The sequence below is a fragment of the Tsuneonella sp. HG249 genome, assembly GCF_053819205.1.
In genome coordinates, this window is sequence record NZ_JBSOQY010000001.1 from 1269459 (window position 1) to 1283592 (window position 14134).

A 14134-nucleotide genomic window follows, 5' to 3' on the forward strand; every position below is an offset into this window, starting at 1 on the left:
GAAGAGGGGGGCGGCGTGGAAATTGAAGCTCGGGGGGAAACCACCGACACAACGGCAACAAAGTCCAGGTGGCGCCGCGTCGCCGAGTTCCCGCTGGTCGCTCTTGTGCTCGGCCTGCTGGCCGTCATGGTGACAATGGCGGTTCCGTTGGCTTTGCTCGAGATGGCACCGCTGGAAGCGATGCCAAAGCAGGTGGAGGACTCGCTCATCGCGATCGTCTCGGCCCTGGCATCTGTGATTGCACTCAAGCTTCTCGTGGCGCGCCTCGGCGAACGACCCAAAGACGACTTGCCGTCCGACAGACGGGCGAACGATGGCTGGCGGGGGGCTCTCCTCGCCGCGCTCCTAATGAGCGCGATCGTCGGCCTCGTGGCGTTGCTAGGCGGCTATCGGATCGAAGGCTGGGGCGGCAGCACCAGTTGGCCGACCGTATTGCTGGGCGCCGGTCTGCAAGCCGCATTTCTCGAAGAAATACTGGTGCGCGGGGTTCTTTTCCGTTTCCTGGAGGAATTCGGGGGGAGCTGGTTTGCCCTCGTGCTGAGCTCTGCCCTGTTCGGGTTCGGCCACGCGACCAACCCCAACGCCAGCGTGTTCAGCTCCACCGCTATCGCCCTCGAAGCGGGCGTGCTGCTCGGCGGGGCCTATATGCTGACGCGCAACCTGTGGCTCGCCGTCGGCATCCACTTCGGCTGGAACGTGACGCAGGGCTATCTGTGGGATGTGCCGGTTTCGGGAATTGCGGTCGACGGGATGATCGAATCCCGTAGCGCCGGGCCTGACCTAATTTCCGGGGGAGCCTTCGGGGTGGAGGCGTCGATCGTGGCGCTGGTGCTGGCGACGGCGGTCGGCGTGTGGTTCGTTGTCCTTGCGGCGCGACGAGGCAACCTCGTGCGCCCATGGTGGGTGCGACGCCGCCTGGCTCGGGAGGGCTAGTCCAGCTTCGGGGTCATTCCGGGCTCGCACTTCTCCATCGCGCGCCGGTAAGCCGGCCGCTCGCCGATCCGCTGGAGGTAGGCAGCTATGTTCGGGTAATCCGCCAGATCCGCGCCGCCGAACATCCGCGAGGTGGTGAGATTGAAACCCATCATGATGTCTGCAGTGGTAAGCTGCGATCCGCCGAAGAATTCCGCTTCGCCCACGCGCTTCTCCGCGAGTCCCCACGCCTTCCCCGTGCGGTCCCCGACGAAATCGGGCAGCGGATCGGCGCCAAGCCGCCGGGCGACGAGGCCCATCATGCCGTTGGCCATGAAGGTCGCGTTGGAGAAGTGGAACCAGAACAGGTGGCTCGCGAAATCGGGGCTATCCGGGCCCGGCGATAGGCGCGAGCCGCCATACTTGCGATCGATGTACTCGCAAATCGCCCCGCTCTCGCCCAGCACGAGGTCGCCGTCGGTGATGACCGGGGCAATGCCCATCGGGTGCAGCGCCTTGTATTCGTCCGGCGCCAGGTTGTTGTCGCTCCGGCGGGTGTGGAGCTTCAAGTCGTAATCGAGCCCCAGCTCCTCGCACAGCCAGACGATCCGCTCGGACTGCGAGATGCGCAGGTGGTGGACGGTCAGCATGGCGGTTTCCCCTCAGACGAAACTGTATGGATCGATGTCGATCGACACTCGCACGCCGGGAGGGAAACGCAAGGGGGCGAGCCAGTCGCGGATGACCTCCTGCACCTGCGCGCTGCGACGGGCGTTGAGCAGCAGGCGATAGCGATAGCGGCCACGCAGCAGGCTCAAGGGGGCAGGCGCCGGCCCGAGGATGGCCACATCCGGCACGCTCGGCTGGGTGCCGCCGATGAGGCGCGCCGCTTCCTTGGCTTCCGCCTCGTCCTCGCTCGAAACGATTAGCGCGGCCCAGCGCCCGAACGGTGGGGCTCCCGCGTAGCGGCGGGCTTCGGTTTCGGCTTCGTAGAAAGCATCGCGGTCGCCTGCGGCGAGCGCTGCAATGACGGATGCCGTGGGGTGTCGAGTCTGGATCAGCACCTCGCCCGGCTTGGCCCCGCGCCCGGCACGTCCCGCGACTTGGGCAACCTGCTGGTAGGTCCGCTCCGCCGCGCGCAAATCGCCGCCTTCGAGGCCGAGGTCGGCGTCGACCACCCCCACCAGCGTCAGTTCGGGGAAGTGAAAGCCCTTGGTGACGAGCTGGGTGCCGACGATGACATCGATCGCGCCAGCTTCGGCCATGGCGACGAACTCGGCTGCCTTGTCGGGCGAGTTGATGGTGTCGGAAGTGACCACCGCGACCCGCGCTTCCGGGAACAGCTCCGCCACCTCGTCGGCAATCCGCTCCACCCCCGGGCCGCAGGCGACCAGGCAGTCGGGCTCACCGCATTCGGGGCAGGTCGGGGGCGGCGGAGTCTCGTGCCCGCAGTGGTGGCAGGCCAACCTGCGCGAAAGGCGGTGCTCCACCAGCCAGGCGGTGCAGTTCGGGCACTGGAAGCGGAAGCCGCAGTTGCGGCACAGTGTCAGCGGTGCGTAACCGCGGCGGTTGAGGAACAGCAGCGATTGCTCGCCGCGGGCCAGCCGTTCCTCCATTCCGGCGACCAACCGTGGGGCAAGCCAGCGGCCGCGCGCGGGCTTTTCTTCGGTGAGATCGACGGTGTCGATCGAGGGCAGCTTCGCGCCGCCGTAGCGATCGTCCAACACCAGCCGCTCGTAAACCCCGCTCTCGGCCATCTGGAGGCTTTCGAGCGCGGGGGTGGCGCTGGCGAGGATAACCGGCAAGCTCTCGAAGCGGGCGCGCATGACGGCCACGTCGCGGGCATTGTAGCGGACGCCTTCGTCCTGTTTGAAGCTGACCTCGTGCGCCTCGTCGACGACGATCAGGCCAAGGTTCTGATAAGGCAGGAATAATGCGGAGCGGGCGCCGACCACGACTTGGGCGGTGCCGGCGGCGATGGCGCGCCAGGCGCGGCGGCGTTCGGTGGACTTGAGGCTCGAGTGCCAGACCACCGGAGGGGTGCCGAAGCGGTCCTCGAAACGGCGCAGAAAGGCCTCGGTCAGCGCGATTTCCGGCAACAGAACAAGGGTTTGCCGGCCCATTTCGAGCGCCGCCGCGACCGCTTCGAGGTAGCACTCCGTCTTGCCCGAGCCGGTCACCCCGTCGAGCAGGAACGGCTTGAATTCGCGAGCCCGAACACTGTCAATGAAGCGCTTACTTACGGCACTTTGAATGTCTGATAGCACTGGAACGGCGTAGTCCGCGCGTGCTGCAGGATATGGCTTGTCACAATCGACCTGCACCGGCTCGAGCACGCCCTGGTTTACGAGCCCGCGCAGCACGCCCTCGCTGACCCCCGCGATGCCGGCGAGTTCGCGGATCGTCGCCTGCTCCCCTTCCAGCGCCTCGATCGCCGCCAGCCGCTGCGGGGTGAGCCGCTCCGGAGTGCCGCCGCTGAGGCGATATTCGGTCATCGTCGCCGGTCCGCGGAGCGCGCCGCCACTCGCCAGGACCATCCGCGCGACCGCAGCGAGCGAGGCGCAGTAGTAATCCGCCGTCCATTCGATCAGCCGCCTGAGCTCGGCGCGCAGCGGCGGCACCGGCAGCACGGCCGCCAGCGGACGCAGCTTGGCCTCCGGAACCTCGCTCGCGGAGAGCCGTTCAGGTTCCCAGACTATCCCGACGATCTGGCGGGACCCCAACGGCGCGACAACGACCGACCCCGGCTCGACGTGCATCCCTTCCGGAACGCGGTAGTCGAGCGGGCCGAGCGCGGCGTTGAAGATGAGCAGTCGGGCGCGGTTCATGTTCAAGGCCCATATGGGCACCGCCGGGGTGGAGCGGCAAGGTTGAGGACTGAAGCAATGACCGAACAGATTTCCACCATTCTCCATCGCCGCCGCTTCCTGGCCGGCACTCTGGCTACGGGCGGCGTGCTTGCGCTGCCCGCCTGCACCAGCGGTTTCGGCGGGTTCAGCTTTACCGACGCCATCGCACGGCTGCTCTATCTTTCCACCGGCAACGCGTTTCAGCGGATGACCGCGTCGGGCGGGTTCTGGGACCAGCAGATCGCGCAGCTCGGGTTCGACCAGTTCCTCGGCGCCCGCGGCGGGGTGCTCAACCGCATCCTGACCTCGGCGCTGTTCAAGGACCGGCTGGCCGACGCGCTTGCGCCGGTGGCGTTCGACGCCGCCCAGCGCGCCGCGCCGATCGTCGCCGACACCGTTCGCACGATCGGCTTCGCCAACGCGGTCGACTTGATTCGCGGCGGGCCGACCGCGGCGACGAGCTTCTTGCGCCAGGAGATGGGCTTCGCGCTGGTTGATGCGATGCTGCCGGGCATCGGCAACGGCCTGCGGGTCGCCAACGACCCGCTCGTGGGAGAGGCGCTCGGGGCGCTCACCGGGGTCGACATCGGGGGCGCGGCGCGGACCTTTGCGACTCGCGTCGACGATGTCATCTGGAGCGAGATCGGCCGCGAAGAGAGCTTCATCCGCGCGAATCCAGAAAGCACTCGCGATCCGCTGATCATGGGTGCGTTCGGGGTCGGCGCGCGGCTCTAGCCGCGTCCCGGCCTAATCGGTAAGGCATCCGGGAATCGCACTACCGGAGCCCTTCCCGATATGAAATTCTTCGCCGACACCGCCGAGATCGCCGACATCCGCGAGCTGGCCGAGGCGGGCCTGGTCGACGGTGTCACCACCAACCCGTCGCTGATTCACAAGTCGGGCCGCGACTTCATGGAAGTGACCAAGGAAATCTGCGGGATCGTCGATGGGCCGGTCTCCGCCGAGGTGGTCGCGCTCGACCACGCCGAGATGATGCGCGAGGCGGAAATCCTTCGAAAGATCGCGGATAACGTCTGCATCAAGGTGCCGCTGACGATCGACGGCCTCAAGACCTGCCGCGCGCTCACCGGCGAGGGGACAATGGTCAATGTCACCCTGTGCTTCAGCGCCAACCAGGCGCTGCTCGCGGCGAAGGCGGGGGCGACCTTTATCTCGCCGTTCGTCGGCCGGCATGACGACAATGGGTTCGACGGGATGGACCTCATCCGCGACATCCGCCTGATCTACGACAACTACCAGTTCGGCACCGAAATCCTCGTCGCGAGCGTGCGCCACGGAATCCACGTGCTAGAGGCCGCGCGGATCGGCGCCGACGTGATGACCGCGCCGCCGGCGGTAATCCGCGGACTGTTCAAGCACGTCCTAACCGAAAAGGGCATCGAGGGCTTCCTGTCGGACTGGGCGAAGACCGGTCAGTCCATCTAGCCCTGGCCCAAGATCGTCACCCTGAACTTGTTTCAGGGTCCATGGTGCGGCAAATGCCGAGGCTCGATCGGGCGACGGAAGCCCGGAGAGATAGATCCTGAAACGAGTTCAGGATGACAAATAGAGAGACAGGCGCGCGCAGTTTCAATGGCCGACGAAACGCCCCTCGATCGTTTCAAGCATGCGCTGACCGGCGCCAGCCGCGCGCTCGCGCACGAGCCGGAGGTGGAGGTCGCATGGAGCGCGGACACCCCCACGGTGCGCGGCAAGCAGATGCGGGTGCCGCTGCCGGGCCGTTCACTCCCCCCCGATCAGGCGCGAGAGGCGCGCGGAGTGGCCGACGGCTTCGCCCTCCGGCTGCGCCATCACGACGAGGCGCTGCACGCGCGTGGGGCGCCGTTCGAGCCGGTCGCGCGAGCGAGCTACGACGTGGTCGAAATGGTTCGCTACGAGGCGCTCGGGGCGAACGATTACAACGGCATACGCGCGAATCTTGACGCGGCGATGGAACTGCGCACCGCAGGCGACCCGATCACCCGGGCGATGCGCGCCGAAGACGTGCCGGTGCCCACCGCGCTGGGGCTGATCCTGCGCGAGAAACTCACTGGCCAGCCGATCCCGCTGCGAGCGGCCGCGGGGGTCGAGATGGTCCGCCAGTGGATCGAGGAACGCGCCGGCGCGGACTTCGAGGCACTCGCCGGTCAGCTCGGCGATCAGAAGGCTTTTCAGGGTCTTGCGCTTGATCTCCTACGCCATCTCGAATTGACTTTGCCTGACGAGACCGACCCGTCCGACAGCACGGACGACGACGGCGACGACCCCGAAGGCGAGGAGGAAGACGAGGGCGAGGACGACAACGAGGGGCAGGGCGACCCGCAATCGACCGAGATGGCCGGCGAGCTTAGCGAAGGCGACGACGACGGCGAGGGCGAGAGCGAGATGTCGTCCGAGGACGACATGTCCGACGGCGAGCCCGCGGATGAGGGCGAAGAGGGCATGATGCCCGTGCGCCCCAACCGCCCGTGGACCGACATTCCAGAAGGCTTCAACTACAAGGCGTGGACCACCAAGTTCGACGAGGTCGTCGAGGCGCCCGAGTTGTGCGATCCCGAAGAGCTCGACCGGCTACGCGCCTATCTCGATAGTCAGCTCACGGGGCTTCAGGGCGTGGTTACCCGCCTTGCCAACCGCCTTCAGCGCCGCCTGATGGCACAGCAGAACCGCAGCTGGGACTTCGACCAGGAGGAAGGGCTGCTCGATGCGGCACGGCTCGCCCGGGTCGTGATCAGCCCGGGTCATTCGCTGAGCTACAAGGTCGAACGCGAGACCGAGTTCAAGGACACCGTCGTCACGCTACTGATCGATAATTCGGGCTCGATGCGTGGGCGGCCGATCAGCATCGCCGCCATCAGCGCCGATATTCTGGGGCGAACGCTCGAGCGGGTCGGGGTCAAGACCGAGGTGCTCGGATTCACCACCCGGGCATGGAAAGGCGGGCAGAGCCGCGAGGCCTGGCTCGCCGAAGGAAAGCCCGCGCAGCCCGGCCGCCTCAACGACTTGCGCCACATCATCTACAAGAAAGCCGACGAGCCCTGGCGGCGCTCGCGGCGCAACCTTGGGCTGATGATGCGCGAGGGTCTGCTCAAGGAAAACATCGACGGCGAGGCGCTGCTCTGGGCGCACGAGCGCCTGCTCGCCCGCACCGAGGACCGCCGCATCCTGATGGTCATTTCCGACGGCGCCCCGGTCGACGACAGCACCTTGAGCGTGAACAGCGCGGGTTACCTCGAGCAGCACCTGCGCAAAGTGATCGACTGGATCGAGAAGCAGTCGCCGGTGCAGCTGGTCGCCATCGGCATCGGCCACGACGTCACCCGCTATTACAAGCGCGCGGTCACGATCATGGATGTCGAGCAACTCGGCGGGACGATCACCGAGCAGTTGGCCGAACTGTTCGAGGCGGATTGATGGAGGTCGCCGAAGCCGTCGCCAGCCGGCGTTCGATCCGCGCGTTCACGGATCGGCCGGTGGACCGCGCCATCCTCGAGCGGGTCCTGACAACGGCGCAGCGCTCTCCCTCCGGAGGCAACACGCAGCCGTGGCACGGGGTGGTGCTGACTGGCGATCCGCTGGCGCGGTTGCTGGCGCGGGTGGCCGAGGATTTACCGCAGGGCCGTGCCGCGTTCGCCCCGGAGTATCACGTTTATCCGCCCGAACTCGACGGCGCCTACGAGACCCGTCGGCGCGGGATCGGCGAGGATATGTACGGCGCGCTCGCGATCCCGCGCGAGGACAAGGCGGCGCGGCTAATGTGGTTCGCGCGCAATTTCGAGGCCTTCGGCGCGCCGGTGCTGATGCTGGTCCACACGCCAAAGTATATGGGTCCGCCGCAGTGGTCCGATATCGGCATGTGGCTGCAGACGATCATGCTGTTGCTGCGCGAGGAGGGGCTCGACAGCTGCCCGCAGGAGGCGTGGGCGGTCTACTCGAAGCAGATCCGCGAGGTCGTGGCGATCCCGGAGGAACACATCTTCTTCTGCGGGATGGCGATCGGCTACCGCGACCCGGACGCGCCGGTGAACTGCTTCCCCGTCGCCCGCGCGCCGCTGGACGAAGCGGTGCGTTGGGAGGGATGGGATTGACCGTTCGCCGGGCTAGGCTAACTCGCCCGCGATGACCGACCTCAAGCTGTTCAACTCGCTCACCCGCACCCTCGAGACATTCGAGGCCATCCACCCGGGCGAGGCGCGGGTCTATTCGTGCGGGCCGACGGTCTACAATTACCAGCACGTCGGCAACATGCGCGCCTATGTGTTCGCCGACACGCTGGGGCGGGCCCTCAGCTACAAGGGCTTTCGGCTGACCCACGTGGTCAACATCACCGACGTCGGCCACCTGACCAGCGACGCCGATGCGGGCGACGACAAGATGGAGAAGGCGGCCGCCAGCCAGGGCAAGTCGGCGTGGGACATCGCGCGGCATTACCAGGAGGTATTCGAGGGCGATCTTAAGCGGCTCAACGTCCGCCCACTGGCCCACCCGCGCGCCACCGAATACGTCGAGGCGATGATCGCGTGGGGACAGGCGATCGAGGCGAAGCACTGCTACCGGCTCGACAGCGGGCTCTATTTCGACGTCTCAACCGTGCCCGGGTACGGCCGGCTCGCGCGCGCTTCTACCGACGAAGGCGAGAGCCGAATCGACAGTGTGGAGGGCAAGCGCCACGCCGCCGACTTCGCGATCTGGCGCACCACCCCGCCTGGCGAGAACCGGCAGATGGAGTGGGATTCGCCGTGGGGCCGCGGCGCGCCAGGATGGCACATCGAGTGCTCGGTAATGAGCGCCGAGCTGCTCGGCCACCCGTTCGACATCCATACCGGCGGGATCGACCACCGCGAGATCCACCACCCCAACGAGATCGCCCAGAACCAGGCGCACGCCTGCGGGCCCGACAGCGGTGCGCGCATCTGGATGCACAACAACTTCCTCGTCGACCGGCGGGGGAAGATGTCGAAATCGACTGGGGAGTTCCTCACCCTTCAGGCCCTGATCGACCGGGGCTACCACCCGCTCGCCTATCGCCTGCTGTGCCTGCAGGCGCACTACCGCAGCGAGCTGGAGTTCACCTGGGAAGGGCTGGGCGCGGCGCTGGTGCGGCTCAAACGGATGGTGATGGCGGTCGACAAGCTTAAGTCCGCTATGGCGTACAGCAAGCAGCCCGAGGGCAGCTTTCCGCTGAGCGAGGAGGAGCGCGGCCTGTTCGACGAGGCGATCTCGAACGACCTCAACACGCCCGAAGTTCTAACCGCGGTCGAGGCGATGCTCGGCAACAAGAAGCTGCCGGCCGCCAAGCGGATACAGCTGGTGCGCGCCGCCGACGATCTGCTGGGACTGAATTTACTGGGGCTGACCCGGCATGACTTGCGCCTCGACCCCGCCGAAGCGCCAATCGAGGTGGCGGAGATCGACCGCCTGATCGCCCGCCGCAAGCAGGCGCGCGCCGACAAGGACTTCGCCGCATCCGACGCAATCCGCGACGAGCTTGCCGCGAAGGGCGTCGAGGTAATGGACGGCGATGCGCTGGGGTGGGAGTGGAAGCTATGACCGTCGCGGTGCTCTCGGGCCTCGTTCGCCCGCTCGTCGAACCGCACCTGCCGCCTGAGATCGAGCCACGCTGGTACGGATCGGTAGAGGAACTGCTGGCGCTCGCACCCGAGGCCGAGATCGGCTGGTTTGATCTCGACAAGAAGGAGCCGATGATCGAGGCGGTGCGCGCGGCCGGCAAGCTCAAGTGGCTCAACTCGATCTATGCCGGGCTCGATTTCCTGCCGATGGACGTGCTGATCGAGCGCGAGGTCACAATCACCAATGGCGCGGGGATCAACGCGATCACCATCGCCGAGTACGTTGTCATGCTGATGCTGACACATGCCAAGGGCTATCGCGACGTCGTTCGCGCGCAGGACCGGCACGAATGGCTGCTCGATTCGCCTGGCAAGCTCGAGCTGGCCGGCAGCCGGGCGCTGCTGCTTGGGATGGGAGCGATCGGGGGGCTGATCAAGACCCGGCTCGAAGCGTTCGATGTCGAGGTGGTGCCGGTCCGGCGCTCGGGCGAGGGGGCGCTCGGCCCCGATCAGTGGCGCGACCAGCTTGGCACATTCGACTGGGTCATTCTCGCGGTGCCAGCGACCCCGGAGACCGACGCGATGATCGGCGCTGCCGAGCTCGCGGCGATGAAGGACAGCGCGGTGCTGGTGAACATCGCCCGCGGCGCGGTGGTCGATCAGGAGGCCCTAGTCGCGGCGCTCGGAGCCAAGGCCATCGGCGGTGCGCTGCTTGACGTGACCACGCCCGAGCCACTGCCGTCCGATCACCCGCTATGGGGCTTCGATAACGCGCAAATTACCATGCACCTCTCGGGCCGCGCGCAATCGAAGATGTTCATGCGCTCGGCGGCCAGGTTCGTCGAGAACTGCCGTTGCTACGTCGCCGGCGAGCCCCTCGCGCCGATCTTCGATCCCCGGCGCGGTTATTGATACAAGACTCCGCCGCTAACGCTTGATAAGTCTCCCGCTTCCGATCCGGGGGGAGTGGGCATGAGCGACGGCAAGCAGAAGGCATCGGACCTCTTCATCGAATGTCTCGAGGCGGAGGGGTGCGAGTACATCTTCGGCGTCCCTGGGGAAGAGAACCTCGACTTCCTCGACTCGCTCAGCCGCTCGAAGCAGATCAAGCTGATCCTGACCCGCCACGAGCAGGGGGCCGGCTTCATGGCGGCGACTTACGGTCGCCACACCGGCAAGACCGGCGTGTGCATCGCCACGCTGGGTCCGGGGGCGACCAACTTCGTCACCGCCGCGGCCTATGCCCAGCTCGGCGGGATGCCGATGATGATGATCACCGGCCAGAAGCCGATCAAGAAATCGAAGCAGGGTCGGTTCCAGATTCTTGATGTGGTCGCGATGATGGGGCCAATCACCAAGTACACCCACCAGCTTGCAGCCGGCGACAACATACCGAGCCGTGTGCGCGAGGCCTACCGACTGGCGGAGGAGGAGAAGCCCGGAGCGGTGCACCTCGAATTCCCCGAGGACATCGCCGAGGAGAAAACCGACTCCCGGCCGATCGCGCGTTCGATCGCGCGCCGTCCCTCGGCCGAGCCCAAGGCGGTGCGCCAGGCGGTCGAGGCGATCGAAAAGGCGAAGGCTCCGGTCCTGGTCATCGGCGCAGGTGCCAATCGCAAGCTTTGCGGGCGGATGCTCGAACAGTTCGTCGAGAAAACCGGCATCCCGTTCCTCACCACCCAGATGGGCAAGGGCGTGATCGACGAGCGGCATCCCAAGTTCCTCGGCTGCGCAGCGCTCTCGGCCGGTGACTTCGTCCACCGCGCGGTGGACGACGCCGATCTCATCATCAACGTCGGCCATGACGTGATCGAGAAGCCGCCGTTTTTCATGAAAAACGGCGGGGCGCGGGTCATCCACGTCTCGACCCGCACCGCCGAGGTCGATCCGGTCTACTTCCCGCAGGTCGAGGTGATCGGCGACATCGCCAACGCCATCTGGCAGATCAAGGAAGACATAACCCCCAACCGCTCGTGGGACTTCGACCACATGCTCGCGTACCGGCGGGCGGAGGTGGAGCACACCGACAAGCTCGCGGCCGATGCACGCTTCCCGATCTTCCCGCCGCACCTGGTGCATCAGGTCCGTGAATGCATGCCCCGCGACGGGATCATCTGCCTCGACAACGGGGTCTACAAGATCTGGTTCGCCCGCGGCTATACCGCGTATCTCCCCAACACCGTGCTGCTCGACAACGCGCTGGCGACGATGGGCGCCGGCCTGCCGAGCGCGATGATGAGCGCGATGCTCTATCCCGAGCGCAAGGTCATGGCGATCTGCGGCGACGGCGGGTTCATGATGAACAGCCAGGAGATGGAGACCTCGGTCCGCCTCGGGCTCAATCTCACGGTGCTCATCCTGCGTGACGACGCCTACGGTATGATCCGCTGGAAGCAGGCCAACATGGGCTTCGAGGACTTCGGCCTCACGTACGGCAACCCCGACTTCGTCAAGTATGCCGAAAGCTACGGTGCTTCCGGGCACCGGGTCGAAAGCAGCGATCACTTGCGCGAGGTCCTCGCCCACTGCCGCGACACGCCGGGAGTGCACCTGATCGACTGCCCGGTGGACTACGCCGAGAACGACCAGATATTGAACAAGGACATCAAGGAGTTGTCGCGGGCTCTTTGACCCTTTTTCGTCATCCCCGCGAAAGCGGGGATCCAGCTCCCGACCGGTTGCGCCGGGTGCGAGCCTCGGAGATGGATTCCCGCTTTCGCGGGAATGACGAGGTTCTTTTGAATCGAGGTTTCGATGGTCCGACTTAGGCAAACCTACCCGCTCTACCTCAACAACAAGGCCGCGCAGCCGAACATCGATCTGGCGGTGACCGACAAGTTCACCGGCGAGGTCGCCTTCCGCACCGCGCTCGCCACGCCCGACGTGATCGACGAGGCGATCGCGGGCGCGGTTCGCGCGGCGGAGCCGATGGCGCGGCTCGCGAGCTATGAGAAGCAGCAGGTGCTGCAGCACTGCGTTGCGCGGTTCCAGGAGCGCTTCGACGAGCTCGCCCATGCGCTGTGCGTGGAAGCCGGAAAGCCGATCAAAGACGCCGAGGGCGAGGTTACCCGGCTGATCGACACTTTTCGCATCGCCAGCGAGGAGGCGACCCGCAACTACGGCGAGGTTCAGCCGCTCGACATCAGCCCCCGCGCCAAGGGCTACATGGGGATGTGGAAGCGAGTGCCGATAGGGCCGTGCAGCTTCATCTCGCCGTTCAACTTCCCGCTGAACCTCGCGGCGCACAAGATCGCCCCGGCGATCGCCATGGGCTGCCCGTTCGTGATGAAGCCCGCCAGCCTCACGCCGCTCGGCGCGATCATCATGGGCGAGGTGCTCGCCGAGTGCGACGTGCTGCCCGAAGGGGCGTTCTCGATCCTCCCCGCCAGCCGGGATGGCGCGGACCTGTTCACCACCGACGAGCGGCTGAAGCTGCTCAGCTTCACCGGCTCACCGGGCGTCGGCTGGGACCTCAAGGCCAAGGCCGGCAAGAAGAAGGTCGTGCTCGAACTCGGCGGCAACGCGGCGGTGATCGTCGACAAGGACGCCGACCTCGATCACGCGCTCGAGCGGGTGATCTTCGGCGCGTTCTACCAGAGCGGGCAGAGCTGCATCGGCGTCCAGCGCATCCTCATCCACGCCGACATCTACGACCGCTTCCGCGACATGCTTGTGGCCAAGGCAAAGACGTTGGTCGCTGGCAACCCGCACGACCGCAACACCTTCATCGGCCCGATGATCTCCGAGAAGGAAGCCACCCGCCTCAAGGGCTGGATCGACGAGGCCGTTTCGGGCGGCGCTACGCTGCTGTGCGGCGGCCAGCGGACCGGCAACATGCTCGAAGCCACGCTGCTGGAAGGCGTGCCGGACAACTGCTCGGCCAACCGCGAGGAAGCCTTCGGCCCGCTCGCCAACCTCGCCAGGTTCACCGAGTGGAACGAGGCGCTCAACGTCGTCAACGACAGCAAGTTCGGCCTCCAGGCCGGCATATTCACGCGCGACATCCACAAGGTGCTCGAGGCTTGGGACATGCTCGACGTCGGCGGGATCGTGGTCAATGACGTGCCCAGCTACCGCGTGGACAACATGCCCTACGGCGGGGTCAAGGACTCCGGCCTGGGGCGTGAGGGCATACGCTTCGCGATGGAAGACATGAGCGAAATCCGGAACCTGGTGATCCGGCGCGAGAGCGCCGGCTAAGCGCCAAAGGTTACACGAAGTATACACCAAAAACTCCAGATCAGGCATCCCTCAGCAGCAGCAGTTCGCACGTCACCGCCATCTTCGGCACCGGCACTAACTGGTGGTCGACTGCGGTGACCGTCGCTTCGGCGACGAGCTGGCCGGGAATGACGAATTCGTGGTCGGGCAGGGCGGCGATGAATATTTCGCCGGTTTCGACCGCCGGAACGCCGCGGAAAACGATGTCAATCGTGTGCCGGGCGCCCTCGAAGGTGATGCTCGCCCATGCCCGTTGGGACATGCGCAAGATTTCGCCTTGTCCGCCCGCCAGGCGGGACAACGCCTCGCGCAACCGCTCAGCTGAACTGCGGACCGCGCGGCGGGGCGGACCTCCCGAATTATCCGGCATGTGCGATCTCCCGATAGGTGTTCATGAAATGTTCCACGCGCGATTTAAGCGCAGGGCGCGGTTCGCGGCCCATCCGTAAGTCGAGCACGAGGCGCGGATCGTTCGCCGCGAGGCGGCCGAACTTGGTGGCGGGCATTTCGGTTTCCCGAAGAAATTTCTCTATGGTGCGAATCAGCATGCGACTCTCTCGACCGGTTCGACTCGTTGGTGCG

At 66.2% G+C, this 14134-nt stretch carries 13 protein-coding genes; 9 read left to right on the top strand and 4 right to left on the bottom strand.

The window, feature by feature from the left end:
• The first annotated feature begins 15 nt into the window (after positions 1 to 15).
• Complete coding sequence (locus ACWPM1_RS06370) at positions 16 to 933, top strand: CPBP family intramembrane glutamic endopeptidase (protein ID WP_455693997.1); 918 nt, start codon at positions 16 to 18, stop codon at positions 931 to 933.
• Here ACWPM1_RS06370 and ACWPM1_RS06375 read toward each other — a convergent pair.
• Both ACWPM1_RS06375 and ACWPM1_RS06380 read right to left on the bottom strand, forming a co-directional pair.
• Positions 930 to 1562, bottom strand: a complete 633-nt coding sequence (locus ACWPM1_RS06375; RefSeq protein ID WP_455693998.1) for a glutathione S-transferase family protein — start codon at positions 1560 to 1562, stop codon at positions 930 to 932. The two genes, ACWPM1_RS06370 and ACWPM1_RS06375, sit on opposite strands and share 4 nt — an antisense overlap.
• Positions 1563 to 1574: 12 nt before the next feature.
• Entirely contained in the window at positions 1575 to 3740 is a 2166-nt protein-coding gene (locus tag ACWPM1_RS06380; protein WP_455693999.1) for a primosomal protein N', read from the bottom strand.
• A gap of 57 nt (positions 3741 to 3797) precedes the next feature.
• On the opposite strand from ACWPM1_RS06380, the gene ACWPM1_RS06385 reads away from it, so the two are divergent.
• The 8 genes from ACWPM1_RS06385 to ACWPM1_RS06420 all read left to right on the top strand — a co-directional run bounded on the left by ACWPM1_RS06385 (position 3798) and on the right by ACWPM1_RS06420 (position 13531).
• On the top strand, positions 3798 to 4496 hold the full coding sequence (locus tag ACWPM1_RS06385; protein ID WP_455694000.1) for a DUF4197 family protein: 699 nt from the start codon (positions 3798 to 3800) through the stop codon (positions 4494 to 4496).
• 60 nt (positions 4497 to 4556) lie between these two features.
• On the top strand, positions 4557 to 5207 hold the full coding sequence (gene fsa, locus ACWPM1_RS06390) for a fructose-6-phosphate aldolase (protein WP_455694001.1): 651 nt from the start codon (positions 4557 to 4559) through the stop codon (positions 5205 to 5207).
• 147 nt (positions 5208 to 5354) lie between these two features.
• Positions 5355 to 7175 carry a cobaltochelatase subunit CobT gene (gene cobT / locus ACWPM1_RS06395; protein ID WP_455694002.1) on the top strand — a complete coding sequence of 607 codons (1821 nt, stop codon included), beginning with the start codon at positions 5355 to 5357 and terminating at the stop codon, positions 7173 to 7175.
• Entirely contained in the window at positions 7175 to 7849 is a 675-nt protein-coding gene (locus ACWPM1_RS06400) for a nitroreductase (RefSeq protein WP_455694003.1), read from the top strand. The genes cobT and ACWPM1_RS06400 overlap by 1 nt, the downstream gene beginning before the upstream one ends.
• A 31-nt stretch (positions 7850 to 7880) precedes the next feature.
• Positions 7881 to 9311 (top strand): cysteine--tRNA ligase, encoded by a 1431-nt coding sequence (cysS, locus tag ACWPM1_RS06405; RefSeq protein ID WP_455694004.1) that lies wholly within the window; start codon positions 7881 to 7883, stop codon positions 9309 to 9311.
• A complete protein-coding gene (locus ACWPM1_RS06410) occupies positions 9308 to 10243 on the top strand; it encodes a D-2-hydroxyacid dehydrogenase (RefSeq protein WP_455694005.1) in 936 nt (311 codons plus the stop codon). The genes cysS and ACWPM1_RS06410 overlap by 4 nt, the downstream gene beginning before the upstream one ends.
• Before the next feature lie 60 nt (positions 10244 to 10303).
• Positions 10304 to 11962, top strand: coding sequence for an acetolactate synthase large subunit (locus ACWPM1_RS06415; RefSeq protein WP_455694006.1), 1659 nt, complete (start codon positions 10304 to 10306; stop codon positions 11960 to 11962).
• Positions 11963 to 12085: 123 nt separating this feature from the next.
• The gene (locus ACWPM1_RS06420; RefSeq protein ID WP_455694007.1) at positions 12086 to 13531 is read left to right on the top strand and encodes an aldehyde dehydrogenase family protein; all 1446 of its coding nucleotides are present in this window, start codon (positions 12086 to 12088) and stop codon (positions 13529 to 13531) included.
• Between the two features lie 40 nt (positions 13532 to 13571).
• Here the strand turns inward: ACWPM1_RS06420 and ACWPM1_RS06425 are convergent, their stop codons facing one another.
• Entirely contained in the window at positions 13572 to 13814 is a 243-nt protein-coding gene (locus tag ACWPM1_RS06425) for a hypothetical protein (RefSeq protein WP_455694008.1), read from the bottom strand.
• Between the two features lie 97 nt (positions 13815 to 13911).
• On the bottom strand, positions 13912 to 14100 hold the full coding sequence (locus tag ACWPM1_RS06430) for a hypothetical protein (RefSeq protein WP_455694009.1): 189 nt from the start codon (positions 14098 to 14100) through the stop codon (positions 13912 to 13914).
• Positions 14101 to 14134: the final 34 nt, after the last annotated feature.